Raw genomic sequence first — 19,830 nt, forward strand, 5'->3', positions numbered from 1 at the left:
CATCACCTCAGATGGTCTTCCATAAAGCGTCTAAGCTTGCGATCCATGAGTGCAGGCAATTCGCGCTCCAACTCTCGTTCAGAGATAGTGAGCATAAACCGCCCCTCCACCCATCCGGTGTGCAGCCTTGTGCGGTGTCCATATTCCACATAAGGCGCATATTCGATGGGATTAAATAACTCAATGCTGTAACCGCCCCCTACACGCTCTACGGGGCCTAGCTGCCAGTTACGCCGGAGCATCCCCGTATCTACGGGAGTCCTCGCCACCGTTTTAGCTAGTAGCCTGCTGGCAAGTTCTCGTATACAGTTCTCGACGAATTGTGGGTAATCAGCTTGCATCCTTTTTAAGTTCTTACCCAGTTGTTCGAACTCGCTAAAATCAAACTCTGCAAAACTCATGCCTTACCAACCCGCTTCATTTTTACTTCTTGGTGAGTCAGGTAGATAAATGGTTCGCCTGACTGCTGAAACTCATAATTCATACCATCCTGCGTAACAAAGATACGGCTGCCAGATGGTATTGTGACATCTGGAGCAATAAACAGCTTGCCGTCATATGCGACATCATTGTTCGTGTCCGTTTGGGCCGCGCTTGGCAAAGACGCTTGAGACAATGCACAAGGCTGGTTATCTAATATAACGCCTTTGCGCGGTCGCTCAGTGCCTGTTACTGGGTCTTTGCTGGTTGTCTGTCCTTCGACTCGGCAAACACCCTCATAAGTGCTCTCCAATGCCGCTCGTTCTGCTTCCGCAATTCCAAATGACACATTACCACCTCAATTTCCTGAATGCGTTCAGTTGCACCGCATAGTTACGCACAAACGCTGTACCTGAGCCTGCTGATACTGCCGCTTTGGTTGGCCCAAATGCAGTCGTTACGTCTCCACGTTTAACGCTAGTAACAACCGGAGCAGCCTTTGCAAACTCTTCTGAGTATTTAGTGCGGTAGTAGTCCTCTGCAATCTGCAACACCGTGTTTTCCAGTTGGGTCGGAATATCGGATATGTTGCAGTAATTTTGTATCCCGTCAATGGTAAAATCCAAGGAAAATCCAAGTTGTACATCCTTACTTGTATCAGTAACCGGGATGCCAAGTAGGATTTTAAGCTTGGTCAGCAGCGCTTCCCTGCGGCTCGGTTCCATTGCCTTCACCCGCTTTCAGTATGGCTGCGAGCACATCTTCCTTTTTAGTTGCACCCGCTAGATCAATACCATTCAACTCAGCATATTTTTTGAGTTCTGGTAACTTCATATCCTCCGGGGTTTTCGGCTCTGCTTGGCAACGTTCTACATGATATGGATATACCACGGAAGAAAAATCTTTGTTACAAATGTGACAAATCATGTATACTCCTCCTTCTAGGAGGCATTTCAGCCTCCTGCAAGATTATCCTAAGACTTGTACAGCAAGTTCTGGATACATAGTCTTTACGCCATAAAGCATATCCACAGACATTGTTTGCTTTTTAGTAGTAACGTTGTATCCAAAAACTACCCGAAGGCTAAGTCCATTAAAGCTAGTGACATATGCTTCAGTAGCCCCGCGTGGCAATTCCAACGGTCTCGTAACCAAGCAAAACGCCGACTCGTGAAACGCTAGATTAGCAGCGTGCGCTGCGGATGTGCGATCCGTGAATGTAACCGGTGCATTACTTACAGCCGCTTTAAGTGCAGGGTAGATTTTCACACTTGCAATATCACCAGCCACGGCCGAAGTGGTATCCTCAGTTACTACATACTGGTTACCACCCAAAGTGAAAATATCACCTTTTTTAAGTGCCGTAGTTGCAGTTCCAGCCGTACTCTCCATTTTAATAACAGTCGCATCCTTAGCAGCCGTTACAGTCACATCAGCCAGCGACGTGTATCCACCGGCGACGTGTGTGAATACTGATTGCGCCATGTAGTTGTCCAAGCCTTGGATACGGCCCATAGAACCTTCCCGCAGAGCCAGAGTGGTGCCGGATTTCTCAGCGTTAACAACAGCAGGGATGATTGACAGTTGAGCATCTGCATCAGGGTTCCATACAGCGCGTCGGGTAGCCAATGGCACTTTTCGGCTGTTCAAAGCCGATCGAGCATCTGCAAAGCTTTGCAGTGTACTAGGTACCGAGCCTGCCGCACCAACGTGATACGGCACGTCCACATAAAGTCCCAACAGATCACGATTGACCTTTTCAGCAATCGCCAGTACCGCAGGGCCAAGAATTTGTTGGTTGAAATCCTCTACATTAAGTGTCAGTTCTTTGGATGTAAGCTCAACAGACACGTCCGCAATCTTATCCAATTTCACCAGCACTTGGCCTTCCCCTACATCTTGCAGGTTGATTGTTCCGCCAAACTCGTCCGCAACGAATACGGCTGGTTTACGAATTTGAATTGTGTCTCCCTTCTTTTTGAACTCGTCCGAGTGGTTACGGTGTACCAAGTAAGGCATAACCATGTTTGATTGCAGCAAAGGCAAAGCTTCACGCGCGATAAGTTGAGCTGTTAAAAATGTATTAGACATTTGTAATTCCTCCATAGTCCGGCTTGTCCGGTATTATTTTTTTGCTTCTTTGTAACGGTAATACTCCTCGTCAGACATGCGGCTAAAGTCCGGTTGTTCTATACTCTTGTCGTTACCGTCTTTGGGAGTGATGCCCGTAAACTCTTTCCCACCAGTCTCTTGTTTTTCCGCAAACAAAAAGCCCTTGCTTTCGCGTAGGCTTGCGATTTGGTCGTCCAAGCCACCTTTTACAGCGCCGTTGTCGTCCAGTTCGATTTTTGATTTGTCCAGCAGTCCAGCCACAATGTCTGGATCGTGTGCTTGTCCGCTTAGAGCCAGTTTTAGAGCCGTGTTGAGGCGCAGCTCTTTCATATCAGTTTCATATTGCTTTGCAGTCGCTTTGTTCGCCTCTTGGAGATTGGTAATTTGCTCCTGTAATGCTGGTACGTCTCCCGCTGACTTTTGCAAATCAGTCAATTGTTTGTCTCGGTCCTTCAGATCCGTTTCGAGTCGTTTTTTTGTATTGTTCACTTCATCGAATTTTTCTTTTGGGAACCAATTGCCATCATTAACGACCGCTAGCTTCTTATCACCAGCCTTTTCAACAACTTGGTTATACAAATCTTCTCCAAGCAATTCTTTCAAATCCATCATTAACACCCCTAATTAGTTTTTATGACGTGTAACCCACCACGCATAGGATACGTTCAGTCAGCCCCGAACCTTTAAAGAGGGCGGTACCCAGTTTATAGCCGTATGGCAGGGCAAAATAAAAAGCCTGCTGCATCTAAATGTGCAATCAGGCTTTAATCTTTACTATTTTGTTTTTCAAATGGCTCTTTGACTTGCCTTAGCATGTCAGCAGCTATTTCTTCAGGCGTTTTAGTAAAATCCAGCTTCAGCGGCGTGTCATCGATTAAACCGATAGTCCGCTTTGGCTGCCCAGAAGTCTTCGACATACGTCCACCCCAGCTTCTTAATTATGAGTTGCAACCAAAGGTAATCCATATACTCATTCTTGGCTGTTTCTGACATTGTAGCATAGTTCTCGCTGCTTTGTAACTGTTCAAGAGCAGTCATGGCAGTGGATTCCAGCACATTATTAAATACAAGTAGATCAGAAGATTTACCATTGGATGATACTCCACTCACTCCACCATCATGCCCAACTGCAAGCAGGCTAGCAATGGCCGGATAAATCGCCATGTTGCGAATATCCTTAACGTTAACCCTTGTTCCTCGTGGGTGATTGTGAGTAAGGATTACGCTATTCGGCGGTGCTTTGATAAGTGACTCATGTATCTCAGGAGTAAATGTAACCTTATTTATGACACCATCAGCTCTGCCGATTTTCTTACCTGCTGTCTGATCCATAATGACCATGATTTCTTTGCCTGCTTTGTGACCTTCCCGGGCAAGACTGCGATTAACCTCAGCTAACTTTTCTAATACCGGTTCGGAGACGTTTGGCAGATCAACATGGTAAGAAGCTTTTGGATTGTACTTCCGATTAAAGCTGCCTCCAGGTTCTTCAACCTCAGGATCTGGCACGTTGCTTTCTGTGGGTTCATTCGGTGCGTTCGGCTTCACATATTCCTTTTCCCATTCGGAATAAGTCATATCACCGGGAACAGCCTGATTCTTACCGTCTTCGTCCCTCGCAACTCGCTCTTGGACATTTTCCTCATAATGTGGAATCGTGGTAGAACGGCAATAAGCATGCAATGGTGGGTAGTTCACCCCTACCTCAGCTTCAGACACCCCAAATACCTCTCCATCCATGTGACGGCAAATTGAGGATGTGCGTTTGTCCAGGGTAGCCGTAAACTTGTATTGTTCTACACCCAGCTCCTTATAGGCATCCATACGGGACTGTCCGGCAAAGTAGGCTGATTCCGTTTGTATGATCCTTGCTGCAGCTGATCGGGAAACGCCCATACGGTCAGATAAGGCGTTAATCATCTTGTCCGGCGTGTCGCCCCTTATCATACCTTGTGTAAGCACGGTTTGAAGCTCATGCACCAACTTGTCACGGTCTTTCCAGATCCGTGCAGAGAAGTTTGAGCCATCTGCCGCCCAAGGTTTACTTATGACCGCCTCAATCTGCCGCTTGTCCAATTTAGAGAATGTAGCGCCCAACCCAGTGCCTTTGTGGAGCTCAAAGATGGAATGATAGTACCCATCCTTGTATATATCACCCATAAGCTCTTTAGCGCCTGCCTGCCGCTTCCCAGTCAACACCTCGACATGTTGCCGCATCTGTAACTTTAGAGCCTCTAAGCGGGTCATACGCACCCTTATGGAAGCATTCTCTAACTCTTTCATCCAACGCTGATCTACGGCATTCTCCCGGCCTGCTTTAATGTAATCCTCAACCGTCCACTTAAACTCTTTGAGTTCCCCAGCTTTGAGCACTTGCCGTGCTTCAGCCAGGCCGATTTCATTATTTTTTGCGAACCGTTGGTGAAAGGCGTCTATGTCACGTTGTATGGATGCGGTAGCCTTGGCATACTCAATTTCCATCTTACGAACGTAAGCATCACCCTTGCTTAGCTGCGCCTCGTTGAGGGCATCCATCCGCTTAGACCAGTACTCCTCGGACTTCATTGGTCAGCGGCTCCGATTTCGTCGCTCTCTGGGGGCGTATTGGCAGGCAGACCACCGTATTCCCCAATTCTATTTTCAGCATCCTTTTTCTCAGCATCCATTCGTTTCATTTCTTCTTTAACGTCAGTAACCCAAGGATGATTTGCCAGTTGAGTTTCTTTGGATATGATTCCTTCGCTATTCTTGGCATCGGTAATAACTTGGGACTCATTAATGACAATATCGCGATTAAAAATAAAATTGACCGTTTCGTTTGAATAATCCGTACGAGTAGTATTAGAGATGTGCGTGTTCACGAACCACATTAACTGTTCAAGGGCTGCCTGGAACTCGTTCTCTATATCATTCGCATCCATGTCAAGATCAGCATAAAGGAATTTCAGCGCCTCTCCACTTGGTGCTGTTGCGAACGAATCGGATTGAGTATCCACACCGCGACCGAATTCGTAAATATCTTTTCGTGTCATCTGCATGTGGTTTTTGTATGCCTCTGTATTGATTTCGAGGTTAAGTGTATCCACGCCAGCGTTGTCTTCTGCGCTCACTTTGACGGCCCTGAATGTGGTCAGGTTTTTTCTGAACGTCCCCAAGTCCTCATCGTCATACCCTCGAATTACGTAAATACTCTCAGGTAAATCCTCTAAGTTATTACTGTTGTCGGACTTTTTGCGGTCATACTCATCAATTTGAGACTTAAGCAGAGATATAAGCGGCAACTCATCCTCATTATATTTAAAACAAACGAAAGGTAGCCGATCCCAATTAAATCCTTTGTTTTCGTTGCCCCGAGACATGATGTGTGGAGCAGTCTCACCCAACTCTACATCTGGAATTAGGTTGTTTGTATCCGCACTAAAATTCCCTTGTCCTGACTCATACCGATTCACCCCACCGCTATGCCAAAATTCCACTTTTTGTACAATTGTTTTTGTGATACCTTGGTACACTTCCACCTTATAAATACGGATCAGCGCATCTAACTCTGTGTGTGCCTTATCTCGCCAGAGTGGGATAATCTCTTCAGAAGGCAACTTTTTGAAACGAAAGTTTCCCTTTTCATCGTAATAGATGTGCAGCCATCCCTTGCCCTTTTTGATACTCTCCTTAAGCAAGCTCTTAAGTAAGCGCCTGAATCCCTTATCGAAGATGTCTGTAAGCAATTCATTATAGGTTGTATCCTTTGTTTGGATGCTCATTTCTTTGCTAAGTAAATATCCGGCTTTTTGGTCTACCAACTTCCGAAGGAAACCATGCACCAATTTGTTGTTAGCGAGGTTCTTGGCCTCAACCAGCTTCCCATCCTCGCCAATGGTCTCTCGGTTGCGCCGCGTGATATCTCCCTTGTTTTTGTAATACCGTTCGCCTTCAAGCATCGCCTGTCTCTCGGGAGAAAGAAGCCATTCGCCAATCTCTTGTTGAATAATCTGTTCGTCCGACATGGCTGATGCAGCTCCCGCCTCTATTACTCGGATCATTTCCTCTGTCGTGCCTACTGCGTCCAATTAAATCCCCCTTTCTTAATCAAAAGAGAATGTAGGTCCTTTACGCATCCCTTCAACAGCATAACGAAGCGCAGCCATTGCATCGTCAAACACATTGACTGGTTCATCCGTATAGGTATTCGTCTTAGGGTCATGCTTCCATTTCCACTGTTGTATCTCCTTGATCGTGTTCACACAACTCGGATGTATGTGTATTTTATGTTTCTTTAGCCAGTCAATTTGGGCGTTTACGCTGCCTGGTTCTTTCACCACGGCCTTAGCCTTGTAACCAGCCTTACGCCAGGTCTTAATACGGTCGGGCTCGGCAGAATCGCAGTACATCCGTATACGCTTGTCCAGTTTTCCATCAGCCAACGCTATGATCTCGCCTGTATCCTTCTCATGAACGTAGATTTCATTGCATATAAAAATCTCCCCATCTTTAAAACCGACAGAGAGTATCGCATTAGCATGGTTGAAACCAAAATCTTGTCCGAATGTCATACTATCGAACATGGAGAATGACGTTTCAAAGTCATGCACTATGAAGTTAGATAGGATTGTTCCCCCTAATTCGCCCCACTCGCCAAGGCCATATATCTTATAGCCGTCCGGGTCTCGCTCTTTACGGAGCATCATACGGCGGTGGTAAGCATCATCAATGAAACGATTCATCAGGTACGTACTATGGTTCGTTATGATGTCCTCATGCTCGGTATCAAAGTATTTGCCCTTGATCCAGTGAGTGGCGGACACTGGGTTAAATGTGAAAGTCATCTGATAATACAGATTTGGATTATCCAATATCCCCCGAAGCCGGTCATCAAGTATATCAATGTCCGATTCTTGTAGCTCAGTTGCTTCCTCGACCCATATCCAAGTCAGCTTACCATGAGCAAAGTTGATTGATTTAAGCTTTTCCCGGTCCCTAGCATCGTTAACGCCACGGAAAATGACTTCATTGCCAGTAACCTTATGTTTAATACTCAACCTCGATTGCGGCATATCCCAATAATCATCCACTTGGTCACCATAGATGCGATTGATTGCGGCCTGTAACTCTGCGTATGTGCTGTTCCGGTTAGTGTCATTGACCTTACGGATACAAAGAAGGTTAGCGCCCTTATAGCGCAAATCTGACAGTTTGATAACGAAGTCTTGAGCCACGTTTACGGATTTGCCAGAACCCGCAGAGCCTTTGAATACTCTGTAACGCTTTTGAGTGAAGTTCATTTCCTTGAAATTCGGATTGAACGAAACGGTTACCGCAGTCATGGCGCATCACCATAATCAACTGTAATGTGCATAGGCTGCTTCTTCTCTTCGCCACTGATCTTCTCGACTTCACCCTTGAGTTTCTTGATGCGTAGCTGCTGTTCTTCATCGGCATAACCAAGCCTGCACATTTCCTCATACCGCTTAATGAGTCCTTGTAGCGTGGTCATAGCGCGGCTCTGAGCATTCATGAAAGCAGCGTGTTTATCCCAAGCATGCTGGTATTCCCACTTTTCAGATCCGCCAAAGGCGTTGTCTGTGGATTCGGTCAGTACCTTGGTCACATCCTCGCGGTCTTTAACGAACATAATTTGTTGTGCCCGTAGTATAGCGGCGTATTGAATCGTTATTTGATCCCAAATCATGTCCAGTGGCGAACGATCTTCTATGGCATCCAAAATTGCGGCTGTATCATCTGGCAGGAACTTACGGAAGAATCCATGTGTTACCGCCTTATCATTGCCGTGCGGTCCTCCTGGACCTCCGCGATTCCCCTTGGCGTTCTGATTTCCTGGTGGTGCGCCGCCTTTATTTGTGTGCGCCCTTTTCTGATTGTGTGCGCCCTTTTTTCGATCCCACCCGTATCTCTGCTTCCAACTCTTGACGGTATTAAGGGATACGTTATATTTCTCAGCAATCTCTTTGTATTTCATGCCGCTTTGATAGTCGGCTTTGGCTAGTAAACGTTGCTCAGCCACTACATGGATCACCACCCCCGGCGTTGTGTTGGTTTTGTATGTAACGCGAAAAAAGCACCCGGAAGGGTGCTTAGTATCTCTTAAATTTTTTAAGGAAGATAATTAGTAAGATATGCCCCACCAGCGCCTGCACTCTGGACTACTAATTTGTAAGCTTTACCACCTTCAAGATAATAAGAAATGTCAACTTTAGGATTACTAGCATTAACATGATTTGCGTAAATATCCTTCCAAGAATTACTTGAAGTCAATTCTTGTATCCTAACAATTACATCAAAGTTACCAGAAATATGAACCATACGTAACATACCATACTTGTGCTGCCCATAAATGATTCCTGATTCCTTCGTATTACCGTTAGCAAGAGCACCGACCTGATTATCATCAGCAAATACCTGTGTTCCCAAAGCAAACATTAAAAAAAGTAGAATCGCGAAGGAACTACCAAATCTTTTCACCTAGAAAACCCCCTAAATTTGGAATACATTCAGTATATATCCTGTTGCAACAGATTTCGAAGTAGTTTTAGTATAATAATATAGTCTAAATAGTAAATTTATTCTCATTCTTTTTTTATACACACAGCGGAATCGAACCGCTATAATCCTGTATGTGTCATATCCCCGGACTATGCCGGGAAAAAGGTGTTACTTTAGTTGATCAGCAAGCTGTTTGATTACAGCCGGCGTAGCTACTCGTTCTCCGTCTTTACGGTTACCACGGATGTATGCTGCGTTTTCTTGGCTGTAGTAAACCACACCTTCGCCATCCACTACCGGATAGCCGCTATCGTCCGCTTGCAGATTGGTAGCAACATGTTTACCGTGCTTAGCGGCCTCTTGCTGGTTATGCAAGTGCAGAATGCCGTATTGATCAAGATACGCGTAATTCTGTGCCATTGTTTGTTTCCTCCTTTACATAGCAAAAAAGCGGCGGTTTGCCGTCGCTTTTCGTCTTCTTTTCACTCAATACTTTCTACCATGAAGGTCATGAGTGATTATTTGATTTGTTGCCCGTAGTTCTATAGCGCCCGGGCGGAGCGCTTGAAAGGGATTTTAACCCTTCCTTCCCCGCTTCCACGCCGCCGCAACATCTAATTGCTACTTGTGCTACAGCTCCACTCTCACGCTCTGTTCCGTGAAAGGCTTCAACGCTGATTCGACGCAGACGAGTCCTGCGGCGATAAGGGGCAGCAGGGATACCCGGGAAGTTATTCCCTATATCCCTACTGTAAGGCTGACCCACAGACAACGTGCGGACACGGTGCAGACGTGGTACAGACGCAAATTTACTTTAAAGCGTCTCTATTTCATTTATAACTGGTACGCCTTCACATTGTATTCGAACAACTTCATACGAATCATGAAGAATTGAAATATCTACTGTCTGAGGATATCTTATATCCATTGCATTAATTTGTACTGAAGCTCTTCCAACATCTATCCACTGATTATCACTTATGCTTTTTTTTGCATATATTTGAAAAACAGCGGATTTTGGAACAAAGTATCCTGTTTTTATTCTCAGCACCGAAATTGATTGAGGGTGACCTTGAAAATATAAGGTTAAATTTCCTGCTCCTGTAAAAAGACCACTTGTCCAATAAGTATCAGTTATTCCGTCAATAGCCTTATCTGCAGTAAAATCCGGCTTAACCTCATAATCTGCTGTTGCTCTTACGTAATCCGGTAAACGATCAAACCCAATATTTAATAAACTTTTCGAAAAATTTGCTTCTGTCACAGTATCAACTTGCATAGATAACCACTCCTTATAGTTTGAATTTACATAAAGTATTTTAAGCTCTTTTTTGATTTTATATTCACGCTTCAGTAATACTTAAAATTACATTTTATACATATAATACTAAATAGTGATATTTAAATAATGCCAATTAACTTCAGAGTTTCCGCAACGGATTCTACTCCTCGTACAATTCGCCTATCAACTGATCGATCTGTTATGCTACTGAACCGGCTCACAGTACCCCAGCGCGTATTGCCCCGAATAAATCGGAATTCCATTACCCGGCGAACGTTATCGTCCATAATAAGGCTCACAGCCATTTCTACAGCCTCTGTCTTCTGTCTATATTCCTCCATAACCAGCCGTTCTTTCTCACCTATTGTACTCCTGGCGGACAGGCTATCAACGGTTTTACGCATCCTGGTGTACCGATTCAAAAGGCTTCGAGTCGCCTGCATGTCTGACCTATTTGCTGTCGGGAATAATTCCATCTGCATCGCCTCCACCTGACCACTCCTTTTTATATCAATTCGTAAAGATCCATTTGTCCTTTACCCGCAAATTCGGTTGAATCTTGTATCAACCCTTCATCTAACCAACGCTTCGGCGCCCGCTGCTGGTAATGAGGCCAAATAGGTTCACCCTCAACGGATCGGCTGGCATTGGTCTTTTCTGCCTTGGCTGTCCATACCCAATGCGTTGTAGCTGTTACTTTATCGTTGTTATCTGCCATATTTTATACTCACCTCGCTTGGTGGCACTTTCTCAATCAACATATACCTATCTATACTGACTACACCCACATATAACAGTAATGCGCATAATATAGAGGTATAGGCTCTTATCATCGACTTTTCCCCCAATAGGTTGTACTTACACAGAAGAAGATCCACATCCAGAATGCCATCCAAGGGTGAGCCATCATCCAATCAGCTATGGTCATAGCTTGTCTCCTTTATCTCGCAGGAAAGACGTATGTTCAGGTTGCACACGCGTTGACCTTTCTATTTTGGTAATCAGCTGTAGGCCTTCTATAGACTTCTTTAGCCTCGCGATCTCTGCATCCTTTTGTTGTATAACCTTTTGTAATCTAATCATTTCCTTGCCTTGCTGTTCTAGGTCATCTCCCAATCCTTTAGCAACCTCTGACCAGCGTATACGTCCTCTCAACTCTATGTCATATTGTTGGAGCCAGTAAGGAAGGGCTTCAGGTGCATTAATCATGAAACGCATGAATGCTTCCTTTCTGACATTTGGACCAAGTAAATCATCAAAAATATACTCAAACTCACTACCAATGACTATTTCCTGTTTAGAATCTTCTATCCACTCAGCTTCATCCGTTTCTACCCATGTCCAAGGCGTTGGTGGCAGGCCAGCACATCCGTTCATATCCTCTTGCCAGTTACGTGGTTTATCTGTCATTGTTGTTCCTCCTTAGAGATCAAAAGCCAGGAGTTTAGGAAATTCTCCGCCTTCGTTGATTAACTGACGGTAAGTTTTATAAACATGGTCATCTAAATCCTCGCACTCATCGCATCCATCCTGACAGCATGGAACAGTTTCATTATCTATCTCTTTTTCCGTCAATCGACGAGCTTCAATGGTTACTTCTGTTTCTTCTCCCGGTTCAAGGCTGATACCGTCGAACAAAAACTCAAGGTTATTCTCATGTTCCAAATGCTCGTAGTAGGCTTTCTCCAGATTTTCGGCAGCAATATAGTTCCGTCCAATTTGGTATACGTTCATGGTTTATATATCCTCCCTTAGTGGGTGCAGGACCTACACCCTGCTTGATAATGTCATATAAGCAGCCTCTGCCCTCTGCCTTGCTGTTGATCCGAGAAGACTTGCGGCTAGTTCGATGGCATCGGAATACCACTTGCCCGTTGGATTCGTAACCTTCCTCAGTTCTTCGCAGTATTTCACGTAGGACGCTTCCAGCGCCTTTGCCTGTACCTCCAGAGAGGCGGCAGGATCGGATGAAGGGTGCCAATCCGTAACCTTGCGTCGAAACTCTTTTGTGGCTCCATCAACCCATATAAGCCTCACACCATCCCACACATTCACCCAGCCCAACAAACCAGCAAGAGCAAAATCTAATTTCTCGTCTATCATATCCACTGACATATCTATCATCCTTCCAACGCTCCGTCAGGGTGACTGAGCGTATTGTATTGGTGGTTACTCCCCTAACTCGTTAGTAAGCCAGGCTATTTTGCGGTCCCTCTCTGCAATCTGCTCACGGAGAGCATCCCGTTGTGCAACAACCCTATCAAAACCAGCAACAGTCTTGTCCATCCCATCGTCAATGAATTTAAGTCTTTCAGATACATGTGACATTTCACGGTCTTTCTGGATTAACTGCTGCTGGAGTGAGTCTATTTGTGCATAGGCGGCATCAAGAGCGTTGACCAAATCAAACACATCATTACTCATATGAGCTTCTTCACCCCGAGCATCGTCGGCTTTGTTCCAAATAGTTTTCAAATCTTCTTCTGACATAGGTTGCAGACCATCCGGTAAATTAATTATCCGTTCACTCACCTTTACCGCCTCCTTGGGGCTGTAGCAGCTCCGGGTTATAGGGCAGCTTAACCCATATAACTGCCCCTTGTGGATGCTTATAAGGTATAGGCTCCGGGTAAATGACTGGATTTTGCATTACCCATGCATACGGTGTTTTGTAGTCTATATCTACGTAATCTACATGGTGCTTATCTTTATTAGCGGCCCACTCATACATGGTAAGCGGGATGCAGTCTACAAGGTTTGCTGTGCCGTATACAAGACCGCTGCCGCTCTTGATAATTCCGATGGTGCCGCGTTTGTGTGTCCGGCTGCCGCGTATCTCCCACGGTTTAATGCCCGACAGCACCATGTCAGCCCAATTAGGTTTAATGATTAGTCCATCCAAATCGGTTCGCTCCTTTAAGGTATATAGGGGTATAGGGTAAGAGGCTGTTATGCCTCAACCCTTTTTAGATTTTCCGTTGCAAAGCCTCCACTGTATCCTTCCAACCGGACAACTTCCGATCCGCACAGGTCCCAAGGCTCAGATTCTACCGTCCAAACCTTATCCTTGTACTTCTCCTTACGGGCTTCATAGCAATCGTGCATTACAACCTGATCACCGGGCTTTAGCGGTTCCTGAGCATTCACTTCACTCACTGCCCATCTTGCAAAATCAAACGAGTAACAAGACTTTTCTTTGCCTTCCTTGCCGCTCCGGTCGATGGGTGTGTAAAATACGTCCCCAATCGGTCCAGACCCATCAACACCGCATACTCTGAATTTGTTAACCCGTCTCATAAGTCCACTTTTGCCGATAAATGTTTTATCTGGATTAATGCTTGATGGTCTAATCATGTATATCTCTCCTTTATAGGTAGTAGGGGGTGTATCCCCCTTAAAATAGGGTTAATTGACGATTGTCAAAGTTCATGAGCAACATTTCCTCAGTGTCGATATCCGCGCCGGAGCCGCCAACTACTTGCTTATGCGCGTCGAATGGATCTCGAGTGAAGTCAGGGTAAAGCTCTTTTACAAGCTGATCGTCATAGTAGGACAGGACAACTTTCCCCTGTACTCTATGAAGCAAGTCCGCCAGGTCGCGGTGATCACGCTCTGTGAAGCTGCCTGCGTAATATTTCTCCCTGCCCACGTAAGGTGGGTCAACGTAAAACAGTGTGTGTAGATCATCATATTTTTCAATAATTGTCCGAAAATCTGTATGCTCGATCATCACACCTTTCATCCGCTCCGCGAAGTCCGGTAGCAGCTTGCAGGCGCTAAGGTATCCGTTCGCTGGGCTTTGGCCAGAAACTGTACTGTGTCGCCAGCCTGTTTGCGGTACTTCCTCGGCGTTGCCCTTTCCTATAGCCGAACGATTCAGGTAGAAGAAGCGAACGGCCTTTTCAAATGGCTCTTGCGGCATCGGCTCACGCTTCCACCGTTCAAATAGTTGGCGGCTATATGGAAGTGCCTCACAAGCAACGCGTAACCGTTCAGGATCCCCTATATTGACCATCAGGAAGTTAACCACCAGACCGTCAATATCGTTGTATACCTCATGGGTTATGCGTGGCTTCTGAGCAATAACATGAGCTGCACCACCGAACGGCTCCACGTACTTCCGATGTGCCGGGAAGCGACTAATGATGTGCTGCGCATACTTGCTCTTGCCACCAAACCAAATCAATGGGCTGCGTACTCCTTGCATATGTGTCTCTCCCCCTTATGGAGGGCTAAGCCTCCTTCTTATCCCCTATGGGGCTTAATTGTTAATGCCGGGTACTTTAATGCCTGCTGTACGAAGCGCCGTCCTAAAACCGCACTGATATGACATTCTGACATTATCTTCATCTGTCCATGAAGGATTAGGGAGACTGGGTGGAGTATCCTCAAATGCCTCATGTAGTTTCTCTTCCAATGTTTGTTCCACTTCATATCCGATATATAAAGCACGAATCAAGGTATCGTGATCTATTGAATTAATACCTCCTTTTACGTGTGCTGTAATTCCCGGATCGTTTATAGCAGTCGCCACAATATCGCGTTCACTATGATGTTCTCTCAAGTTCTCCAAATGCCACGCCTGTGCCTTCGTCAATTTCACTTTATCCATTGTTATGTCCTCTCTGCCCTTGGGGGCTATATATTTAATCCTCTGGAAGCAGCTTGTTATATGCTCTACGGTATAATTCAGCTACTTTTACTTTCTTTGTCCGCCCATCTTGACGGACATTTACCATCCGATTGCTCTCTTTCACCAAAACCGGAAAGCCTGTTTTCGCATGTGGAGCAAATACTTTTCCGTCTTCGTCGATACGATATGGATAATAGCCAGGGATATATTTAAGAGTCTTGTTCTCCATTATCAACACTCCTTTATTCGTTGTTATATGAATTACATAATTATTTACCTGTCATTTTGATGGCCTCTACTTTGATGATAGCTCTTGATATAATTTCATTTTATTTCGTATTTTTTTGATGACATTGTCAGACATGTTTTGCCTGCTCATACCAGTTATTTTAGCCATGGTCTGCTGTGTTTTACCTTGCATCAGACCTTCGACAATTACCCGTTGTTTCGGTGTCAACATATCCAAGAATTCCTCAACATATATCCTTGTTTTATCGTCGTCGTCTTGGCATAAAACGTTTCCCATCGTTCTTCCAGCATCGCCGCCCTTATCATCCCGATGTATTTTCCGGTTGAATGATACATACTTGAATTTTTGTGCCATGTTACCACGTGTTTTTTGGTTTCTTGGCACCCTTATTAATTCGCTTTTGTCGTTTATATATATCAGCATATACCCATGAATATATCGTGTAGCATATGTCGAAAACGCATGTCCCTGGGTTTCGTCAAATCTTCTTGCAGCAAGTAGTAAACCGATATTGCCTTCGCTGACCATATCCTCATAGTCAATTCGTTTGGTTTTGCATACTTCCAAATATTTTTGAGCTGCCTTGTGTACTAGCCCTTGATTTTCTTCAATCATTCTGATCACCTTCGCGTCATCCATGTTCCCCACCCTTATTCTGTCATTTTTTCAAACTCAATTTCGATGCGCGGTTTTTTTTGATCAATCTCAAAATCTATTATTTGTGGCAAAGCCATCTTATCGTCTTCGTACATACCCGCATCTTCTAAGGCATCTAGCAGCGCCTTGAGCGCGTTGTGCGTGTCCCGCCTCCGTTTGTCCGGAAAGTAAAACCAGAGTCTCACAGTGACCTTTCCTGTGGCGGTAGACCACTTATTTTCCCGTTGCCACACCTTAGCCCGTAGAATCGTATCTGCGAACCACTGTTCAGCTACTTCGGTTTTAATCCGCATCCGCCGCCCTCTCACCATTGCATTTCGATACATATGGTTAACACTTGGTGCCAGCCCCGGCAATATTAGTCGCTCCATCTATGGCTCGTCCTCCTTAGGATCATCATCCGTTTATCAGGAGTCAGGCAGCGGCTTAGGTAATATACTTCGCCTACTGTTTGTCCTTTCTGGTCCCTAATCTTGTATCCCCGCTCTTTCTGATAGAATGCGTCAATCCGTTTTGCTATAGCCATCCGCTTCGCCTGCCCTCCGATAGATTTCTTTAGCCAGTTCTTGACGGTAATCCGTGCATAACGTGTTATCGTAAAGGCTTATGATTAAATCTGCATCAGCCATTTGCTTGGGGTCTATTGGATTCATGGGGTATCCTCCAATGGAGTTTCATAGATGTTGCCGATCACTTCAAACTCACGTTTTGCCGACAAAGATAAATGACCAACCGTATACTTTAATTCCACAAGATCAAACTCCACTGTTGCTTTTGCGGTGAATCTATCATCCGCCGTAGACCATAAATGCTTGTGATCCTGCCACGCCAATATATCTCCCTCGTATATCTCTTTACCGTTACGGTCTTTTAGTCCGGTATATTGCATCAATTCACGGGCACTGTCATTCTGGAGACTGTAATAAAACGCCTCGCTGTAATAATATGCTTCTTGGTTATCATCGAAAATTATTGAGTCACGGACATCCTCACCGAACACATGCATCCTTTTTAAATCCTTATCCCACTTTCTAAATTTTATGGGTCTACTCATTTGTATCCTCTCCTTTCAAAGCTGCACGGGCTATAATGCCGCAATCATTGAGAATCGCAGAATCTATATCCAGTGACCCATAATATTGCTCCCAATTTTCTAAATCAGCATAAAACCCAAGTGCCTTATCCTTAATCTCTATCTGTTGTAGGAGGTAGGATATATAGGTTGGTGCATTAGCTATTAACTTGCGATTGCTATCATCAACAACATCGCAGATATGCACATGTCTGTTATCGCATTGATAATCTTTGCCACGCTTCCAAATTTCCGCGCCTTCTTCTTGCCAATCGCCCGGTGTAGCTGCTGCCAGTGCTTCTCGTATCTCTTGTATCTTCTTATCCAACCTTATCAACCTCTTCCCTTTGCTCATTAGCTGGACTATCTACGGTCAATTCCCATGCTTCATATGCAACGATTTCAGCTATATCAAAGCCAAACTTAGCATGTGAGGTTATACCGCCAAACTTATATCCTGAAAACCTCGCACCATCGTTAGACCGTTCAAATTCAAAATCCTTAGCACAAATTTCAATCTCTTTTCCGTTTCTCAAATGGACTTTTATCTTATACATGGTTTAGACCTCCTCAGCTTCCCAAGATTCAACATAATCAAATGATTCCTCGGTTTCATGCTGCCCTTCATATTCTCCATGAGTGTCCCAACCACACCGAACACAATAACCTGCTTGTTCTATTTCATTGCTCCCGTAACCTGTGCTGACTGTATATGTCTCCCACTTATGCCCCCTGTATCTACAGATCAGAGGTTTGATCCATTTGATCATTCTGTTATCTCCTCTCCTTGCCCTTTAGGGGCTATGATTTTATTCGGCTGCCGCTTCGCTAGGCTGTTCGGTCGATTCGGGGGCCTACGGCGTATTAATTCTTGAGTAGTGCGTTACATTGTTGATTCTGTAACCACCAATGCCGCACCAAACATATCCATCACTAACCAGTGACTTAGCATGTTGTGCAATACTGCAACCCCCTGAACTCGTTATAACCAAGTGGTCTACGTGACTTTCAATCGATCTATCCTTCGGGTCGTATTTAGTCCATAGGATCATTCCTCTATCCCCTCTCCCAAGCACTCTTCACAATCCTCTGCGTTACTTTCTTCCATCCGGGCGTCTAACTTCTCCAGTACCTTATCAGGAAGCTTTCCGCAGGCACACCCCATCTTCCGACCTGTAGATTTCTCTATCAGCGTGTAATGACCCATCTATCTTCTTCCCTTCTTATTGGAGTCTATCCCGGGCCTTTTTTTCACGCCGATCAGGGCCAATCATTTCAATCCGCTGAGCTTGTCCAACAATCCGGCTGGCAATCTTTCGGCCATTTAGCGGTAGTCGCTCATGTATCCGATCAGTAGAATAATTGCTAGTTATAATCGTTATCATGCCATTCTGCATGCGTTCATTCAGGATGCTGTACAGCTTGCCTTCGGACCATTCGGTATAAGAAGCCGTAAACAGGTCGTCTATCATCAGCACAGGTACGTTATAATAGCGGCTTAGGACCTCGTTCTCGCTCTCTTCGCTGTTCCGGCTGTAAGTAGACTTGATATCCCCGAAAAGCGTCTCCTCGGTCACGTAGAGGCCTGGTATGCGCCGTTCTGCTAGAGCATTGGCAATGCAGTCCATTAAAAACGTCTTGCCAGTGCCGTAAGCGCTCTGATTCCCCTTAATCCGGGTTTCGTCCCCGAAGATATAAAGCCATGTTCCGTCTTCTTTGTGAGAGTCGATATTGTTAAGAAAATCAGTTACTATTGCGAAGTGTTCAGCGTTTTTTGCGTCAATCACAGCATTTTTGAAGGTATTCTGTTTTTGCTCATGGCTGAAGCTGCTGTTTGCTGTGTATTTTTTGAGTTGTTTGTCCAGTAAGCATGAGCACGGTTCTACCTGGGCGACCTGGACCTTCATAGGAGCCCCGTACTTGTCCGTGTAGCCCTCTTTCTCTATCCAGCGCATTACGTTGATGGTTCCTGTGTAATCACACTTAGCGCAGCCCTCAGGTGCTTCTAATTCTCTGTAAGAGTTCTTCGGAAACAGATTTTTCTTCTGATCCTGATTTTCCAAGGATGAGGTCTTCTGTTGGGCTTTCATAGCCTCCACCCGTTTGAGTAGTTGCTGCATAGCTGGCTTTACGCTGTCCACGTCCACCGCCTCCCTGTGTTCTCATTTTGGTTAAAATAGCTTGATACTGTTTTCGAAGATTATCCGGACTGAATATGATAGTTCGATAGAATGAATCCGATAAAGCGAATTTAACAACCTCACCAATTTCGGCTTCCGATAGTTTCTGTTTTTCAATCATCAAACGAAACGTATTGGCCCATTTCTGAAAGTTAGGTGATTCTATTAAATGATCCGTTCCAATCTCTAATGCATTTTGATAAGCCAGTTCGTGAAATCTTTTAGCCAGTTTAAAATTCCGATCGTCCTCGGAATAAATCCGTTTAGGATTTTTCGGAGAAGGTGGTTTTTTATTTTCATTATTCTGTTGTTCTGTTATTACATTATTGTTTGTGTTCACTTGTTGTTCAGTTGTTGTTCGCTTGTTGTTCAGTTGTTGTTCATTTTGTTGTTCGCTCTCTTGGTATTCAGACCATGAAACCACTGTTACTAAGCGGTTTTTGTTTCCGTTTTGTTGTTCAATTTGATGTTCACTTTCGAACGATTTTAGTATCCGTTGTACCTTGCTTTCTGAAATGTTCAATTTCTCTGATATCGACTTTCTACCGGTTATAAGCTGCCCGGGTTGAAGGATAACCTTCTTCCCGGAGAACAGCGCTGGATACTCGGTATGAGTGGCGTTCAGAAGCAAATACATCCATACCGCCATGTAGTCGCCATCTTTACATACAACCGGATTATCCAGCATTTTACGGTGTACGCTGATCCAACCTTTCCCGGACATTT

34 protein-coding genes are annotated in these 19,830 nt (G+C 44.8%); all 34 read right to left on the reverse strand.

All coding sequences use genetic code 11. The features are described from left to right. Positions 1-2: 2 nt before the first annotated feature. Positions 3-401 (reverse strand): HK97 gp10 family phage protein, encoded by a 399-nt coding sequence (locus MKX59_RS19395; RefSeq protein WP_340858747.1) that lies wholly within the window; start codon positions 399-401, stop codon positions 3-5. Beyond that, on the reverse strand, positions 398-769 hold the full coding sequence (locus MKX59_RS19400; RefSeq protein ID WP_340858748.1) for an ABC transporter ATP-binding protein: 372 nt from the start codon (positions 767-769) through the stop codon (positions 398-400). The genes MKX59_RS19395 and MKX59_RS19400 overlap by 4 nt, the downstream gene beginning before the upstream one ends. Before the next feature lies 1 nt (position 770). Further along, a complete protein-coding gene (locus MKX59_RS19405; RefSeq protein ID WP_340858749.1) occupies positions 771-1,145 on the reverse strand; it encodes a phage head-tail connector protein in 375 nt (124 codons plus the stop codon). Continuing rightward, positions 1,105-1,347 (reverse strand): Rho termination factor N-terminal domain-containing protein, encoded by a 243-nt coding sequence (locus MKX59_RS19410; RefSeq protein WP_340858750.1) that lies wholly within the window; start codon positions 1,345-1,347, stop codon positions 1,105-1,107. The genes MKX59_RS19405 and MKX59_RS19410 overlap by 41 nt, the downstream gene beginning before the upstream one ends. Before the next feature lie 42 nt (positions 1,348-1,389). After that, the gene (locus MKX59_RS19415) at positions 1,390-2,511 is read right to left on the reverse strand and encodes a P22 phage major capsid protein family protein (RefSeq protein WP_340858751.1); all 1,122 of its coding nucleotides are present in this window, start codon (positions 2,509-2,511) and stop codon (positions 1,390-1,392) included. 33 nt (positions 2,512-2,544) lie between these two features. Beyond that, positions 2,545-3,144, reverse strand: a complete 600-nt coding sequence (locus MKX59_RS19420; RefSeq protein ID WP_340858752.1) for a phage scaffolding protein — start codon at positions 3,142-3,144, stop codon at positions 2,545-2,547. Positions 3,145-3,399: 255 nt separating this feature from the next. After that, entirely contained in the window at positions 3,400-5,097 is a 1,698-nt protein-coding gene (locus MKX59_RS19425) for a minor capsid protein (RefSeq protein WP_340858753.1), read from the reverse strand. Further along, positions 5,094-6,599, reverse strand: coding sequence for a phage portal protein (locus tag MKX59_RS19430; RefSeq protein WP_340858754.1), 1,506 nt, complete (start codon positions 6,597-6,599; stop codon positions 5,094-5,096). Before MKX59_RS19430 ends, MKX59_RS19425 begins: the two co-directional genes overlap by 4 nt. Positions 6,600-6,614: 15 nt before the next feature. Beyond that, entirely contained in the window at positions 6,615-7,853 is a 1,239-nt protein-coding gene (locus tag MKX59_RS19435; protein ID WP_340858755.1) for a PBSX family phage terminase large subunit, read from the reverse strand. Continuing rightward, positions 7,850-8,551, reverse strand: coding sequence for a phage terminase small subunit (gene terS, locus MKX59_RS19440; RefSeq protein ID WP_340858756.1), 702 nt, complete (start codon positions 8,549-8,551; stop codon positions 7,850-7,852). Before terS ends, MKX59_RS19435 begins: the two co-directional genes overlap by 4 nt. A gap of 89 nt (positions 8,552-8,640) precedes the next feature. Further along, a complete protein-coding gene (locus MKX59_RS19445) occupies positions 8,641-9,009 on the reverse strand; it encodes a hypothetical protein (RefSeq protein ID WP_340858757.1) in 369 nt (122 codons plus the stop codon). Positions 9,010-9,198: 189 nt separating this feature from the next. Continuing rightward, positions 9,199-9,450 (reverse strand): hypothetical protein, encoded by a 252-nt coding sequence (locus MKX59_RS19450; RefSeq protein ID WP_068939718.1) that lies wholly within the window; start codon positions 9,448-9,450, stop codon positions 9,199-9,201. Between the two features lie 394 nt (positions 9,451-9,844). Continuing rightward, positions 9,845-10,309, reverse strand: coding sequence for a hypothetical protein (locus tag MKX59_RS19455; protein ID WP_340858758.1), 465 nt, complete (start codon positions 10,307-10,309; stop codon positions 9,845-9,847). 122 nt (positions 10,310-10,431) lie between these two features. After that, positions 10,432-10,794 (reverse strand): hypothetical protein, encoded by a 363-nt coding sequence (locus MKX59_RS19460; protein ID WP_340858759.1) that lies wholly within the window; start codon positions 10,792-10,794, stop codon positions 10,432-10,434. 23 nt (positions 10,795-10,817) lie between these two features. Further along, entirely contained in the window at positions 10,818-11,030 is a 213-nt protein-coding gene (locus tag MKX59_RS19465; protein WP_340858760.1) for a hypothetical protein, read from the reverse strand. A gap of 206 nt (positions 11,031-11,236) precedes the next feature. Further along, on the reverse strand, positions 11,237-11,722 hold the full coding sequence (locus tag MKX59_RS19470) for a hypothetical protein (protein WP_071558591.1): 486 nt from the start codon (positions 11,720-11,722) through the stop codon (positions 11,237-11,239). A gap of 12 nt (positions 11,723-11,734) precedes the next feature. Beyond that, a complete protein-coding gene (locus MKX59_RS19475) occupies positions 11,735-12,046 on the reverse strand; it encodes a hypothetical protein (protein ID WP_071558590.1) in 312 nt (103 codons plus the stop codon). A 33-nt stretch (positions 12,047-12,079) separates the two neighbouring features. Then, entirely contained in the window at positions 12,080-12,427 is a 348-nt protein-coding gene (locus MKX59_RS19480) for a hypothetical protein (RefSeq protein WP_340858761.1), read from the reverse strand. Between the two features lie 54 nt (positions 12,428-12,481). Next, positions 12,482-12,844, reverse strand: coding sequence for a hypothetical protein (locus tag MKX59_RS19485; protein WP_340858762.1), 363 nt, complete (start codon positions 12,842-12,844; stop codon positions 12,482-12,484). After that, entirely contained in the window at positions 12,837-13,214 is a 378-nt protein-coding gene (locus MKX59_RS19490; RefSeq protein WP_340858763.1) for an ASCH domain-containing protein, read from the reverse strand. Before MKX59_RS19490 ends, MKX59_RS19485 begins: the two co-directional genes overlap by 8 nt. A gap of 47 nt (positions 13,215-13,261) precedes the next feature. Then, positions 13,262-13,666, reverse strand: coding sequence for a hypothetical protein (locus MKX59_RS19495; RefSeq protein WP_340858764.1), 405 nt, complete (start codon positions 13,664-13,666; stop codon positions 13,262-13,264). Positions 13,667-13,706: 40 nt separating this feature from the next. After that, the gene (locus tag MKX59_RS19500; protein WP_340858765.1) at positions 13,707-14,519 is read right to left on the reverse strand and encodes a DNA adenine methylase; all 813 of its coding nucleotides are present in this window, start codon (positions 14,517-14,519) and stop codon (positions 13,707-13,709) included. Positions 14,520-14,573: 54 nt separating this feature from the next. After that, positions 14,574-14,924 carry a hypothetical protein gene (locus MKX59_RS19505; RefSeq protein ID WP_340858766.1) on the reverse strand — a complete coding sequence of 117 codons (351 nt, stop codon included), beginning with the start codon at positions 14,922-14,924 and terminating at the stop codon, positions 14,574-14,576. Between the two features lie 34 nt (positions 14,925-14,958). Further along, positions 14,959-15,174 (reverse strand): hypothetical protein, encoded by a 216-nt coding sequence (locus MKX59_RS19510; protein ID WP_340858767.1) that lies wholly within the window; start codon positions 15,172-15,174, stop codon positions 14,959-14,961. Between the two features lie 66 nt (positions 15,175-15,240). Further along, entirely contained in the window at positions 15,241-15,834 is a 594-nt protein-coding gene (locus MKX59_RS19515; RefSeq protein WP_340858768.1) for a sigma-70 family RNA polymerase sigma factor, read from the reverse strand. Positions 15,835-15,845: 11 nt separating this feature from the next. After that, complete coding sequence (locus MKX59_RS19520) at positions 15,846-16,223, reverse strand: RusA family crossover junction endodeoxyribonuclease (RefSeq protein ID WP_340858769.1); 378 nt, start codon at positions 16,221-16,223, stop codon at positions 15,846-15,848. Between the two features lie 132 nt (positions 16,224-16,355). Continuing rightward, on the reverse strand, positions 16,356-16,505 hold the full coding sequence (locus MKX59_RS19525) for a hypothetical protein (RefSeq protein WP_175405213.1): 150 nt from the start codon (positions 16,503-16,505) through the stop codon (positions 16,356-16,358). Further along, positions 16,502-16,906 (reverse strand): YopX family protein, encoded by a 405-nt coding sequence (locus MKX59_RS19530; RefSeq protein ID WP_340858770.1) that lies wholly within the window; start codon positions 16,904-16,906, stop codon positions 16,502-16,504. Before MKX59_RS19530 ends, MKX59_RS19525 begins: the two co-directional genes overlap by 4 nt. Beyond that, positions 16,899-17,252: a hypothetical protein gene (locus MKX59_RS19535; protein WP_340858771.1), complete on the reverse strand. Its 354-nt coding sequence runs from the start codon at positions 17,250-17,252 to the stop codon at positions 16,899-16,901. Before MKX59_RS19535 ends, MKX59_RS19530 begins: the two co-directional genes overlap by 8 nt. Further along, a complete protein-coding gene (locus MKX59_RS19540) occupies positions 17,245-17,481 on the reverse strand; it encodes a hypothetical protein (protein WP_340858772.1) in 237 nt (78 codons plus the stop codon). Before MKX59_RS19540 ends, MKX59_RS19535 begins: the two co-directional genes overlap by 8 nt. A gap of 3 nt (positions 17,482-17,484) precedes the next feature. Then, the gene (locus MKX59_RS19545; RefSeq protein ID WP_340858773.1) at positions 17,485-17,694 is read right to left on the reverse strand and encodes a hypothetical protein; all 210 of its coding nucleotides are present in this window, start codon (positions 17,692-17,694) and stop codon (positions 17,485-17,487) included. A 278-nt stretch (positions 17,695-17,972) separates the two neighbouring features. Next, positions 17,973-18,131 carry a hypothetical protein gene (locus MKX59_RS19550; RefSeq protein ID WP_340858774.1) on the reverse strand — a complete coding sequence of 53 codons (159 nt, stop codon included), beginning with the start codon at positions 18,129-18,131 and terminating at the stop codon, positions 17,973-17,975. Between the two features lie 16 nt (positions 18,132-18,147). After that, positions 18,148-19,014 (reverse strand): DnaA ATPase domain-containing protein, encoded by an 867-nt coding sequence (locus MKX59_RS19555; RefSeq protein ID WP_340859006.1) that lies wholly within the window; start codon positions 19,012-19,014, stop codon positions 18,148-18,150. Next, positions 18,920-19,828 (reverse strand): hypothetical protein, encoded by a 909-nt coding sequence (locus MKX59_RS19560; RefSeq protein WP_340858775.1) that lies wholly within the window; start codon positions 19,826-19,828, stop codon positions 18,920-18,922. The genes MKX59_RS19555 and MKX59_RS19560 overlap by 95 nt, the downstream gene beginning before the upstream one ends. Positions 19,829-19,830: the final 2 nt, after the last annotated feature.

Origin of the sequence: Paenibacillus sp. FSL R7-0340, from assembly GCF_038002205.1 — a bacterium.
Classification (GTDB): domain Bacteria; phylum Bacillota; class Bacilli; order Paenibacillales; family Paenibacillaceae; genus Paenibacillus; species Paenibacillus polymyxa_B.

Excerpts from the sequence above, each read along its gene's own strand:
- MKX59_RS19460 (WP_340858759.1), bottom strand. The coding sequence starts at position 10,794 with ATGCAGATGGAATTATTCCCGACAGCAAATAGGTCAGACATGCAGGCG.
- MKX59_RS19540 (WP_340858772.1), bottom strand. The coding sequence starts at position 17,481 with ATGTATAAGATAAAAGTCCATTTGAGAAACGGAAAAGAGATTGAAATT.
- MKX59_RS19525 (WP_175405213.1), bottom strand. The coding sequence starts at position 16,505 with ATGAATCCAATAGACCCCAAGCAAATGGCTGATGCAGATTTAATCATA.
- MKX59_RS19405 (WP_340858749.1), bottom strand. The coding sequence starts at position 1,145 with ATGGAACCGAGCCGCAGGGAAGCGCTGCTGACCAAGCTTAAAATCCTA.
- MKX59_RS19515 (WP_340858768.1), bottom strand. The coding sequence starts at position 15,834 with ATGGATGACGCGAAGGTGATCAGAATGATTGAAGAAAATCAAGGGCTA.
- MKX59_RS19470 (WP_071558591.1), bottom strand. The coding sequence starts at position 11,722 with ATGACAGATAAACCACGTAACTGGCAAGAGGATATGAACGGATGTGCT.
- MKX59_RS19550 (WP_340858774.1), bottom strand. The coding sequence starts at position 18,131 with ATGGGTCATTACACGCTGATAGAGAAATCTACAGGTCGGAAGATGGGG.
- MKX59_RS19420 (WP_340858752.1), bottom strand. The coding sequence starts at position 3,144 with ATGATGGATTTGAAAGAATTGCTTGGAGAAGATTTGTATAACCAAGTT.
- MKX59_RS19395 (WP_340858747.1), bottom strand. The coding sequence starts at position 401 with ATGAGTTTTGCAGAGTTTGATTTTAGCGAGTTCGAACAACTGGGTAAG.
- MKX59_RS19520 (WP_340858769.1), bottom strand. The coding sequence starts at position 16,223 with ATGGAGCGACTAATATTGCCGGGGCTGGCACCAAGTGTTAACCATATG.
- MKX59_RS19555 (WP_340859006.1), bottom strand. The coding sequence starts at position 19,014 with ATGAAAGCCCAACAGAAGACCTCATCCTTGGAAAATCAGGATCAGAAG.
- MKX59_RS19415 (WP_340858751.1), bottom strand. The coding sequence starts at position 2,511 with ATGTCTAATACATTTTTAACAGCTCAACTTATCGCGCGTGAAGCTTTG.
- MKX59_RS19510 (WP_340858767.1), bottom strand. The coding sequence starts at position 15,174 with ATGGAGAACAAGACTCTTAAATATATCCCTGGCTATTATCCATATCGT.
- MKX59_RS19530 (WP_340858770.1), bottom strand. The coding sequence starts at position 16,906 with ATGAGTAGACCCATAAAATTTAGAAAGTGGGATAAGGATTTAAAAAGG.
- MKX59_RS19480 (WP_340858761.1), bottom strand. The coding sequence starts at position 12,427 with ATGTCAGTGGATATGATAGACGAGAAATTAGATTTTGCTCTTGCTGGT.
- MKX59_RS19545 (WP_340858773.1), bottom strand. The coding sequence starts at position 17,694 with ATGATCAAATGGATCAAACCTCTGATCTGTAGATACAGGGGGCATAAG.
- MKX59_RS19450 (WP_068939718.1), bottom strand. The coding sequence starts at position 9,450 with ATGGCACAGAATTACGCGTATCTTGATCAATACGGCATTCTGCACTTG.
- MKX59_RS19500 (WP_340858765.1), bottom strand. The coding sequence starts at position 14,519 with ATGCAAGGAGTACGCAGCCCATTGATTTGGTTTGGTGGCAAGAGCAAG.
- MKX59_RS19495 (WP_340858764.1), bottom strand. The coding sequence starts at position 13,666 with ATGATTAGACCATCAAGCATTAATCCAGATAAAACATTTATCGGCAAA.
- MKX59_RS19560 (WP_340858775.1), bottom strand. The coding sequence starts at position 19,828 with ATGTCCGGGAAAGGTTGGATCAGCGTACACCGTAAAATGCTGGATAAT.
- MKX59_RS19455 (WP_340858758.1), bottom strand. The coding sequence starts at position 10,309 with ATGCAAGTTGATACTGTGACAGAAGCAAATTTTTCGAAAAGTTTATTA.
- MKX59_RS19505 (WP_340858766.1), bottom strand. The coding sequence starts at position 14,924 with ATGGATAAAGTGAAATTGACGAAGGCACAGGCGTGGCATTTGGAGAAC.
- MKX59_RS19435 (WP_340858755.1), bottom strand. The coding sequence starts at position 7,853 with ATGACTGCGGTAACCGTTTCGTTCAATCCGAATTTCAAGGAAATGAAC.
- MKX59_RS19465 (WP_340858760.1), bottom strand. The coding sequence starts at position 11,030 with ATGGCAGATAACAACGATAAAGTAACAGCTACAACGCATTGGGTATGG.
- MKX59_RS19410 (WP_340858750.1), bottom strand. The coding sequence starts at position 1,347 with ATGATTTGTCACATTTGTAACAAAGATTTTTCTTCCGTGGTATATCCA.
- MKX59_RS19475 (WP_071558590.1), bottom strand. The coding sequence starts at position 12,046 with ATGAACGTATACCAAATTGGACGGAACTATATTGCTGCCGAAAATCTG.
- MKX59_RS19425 (WP_340858753.1), bottom strand. The coding sequence starts at position 5,097 with ATGAAGTCCGAGGAGTACTGGTCTAAGCGGATGGATGCCCTCAACGAG.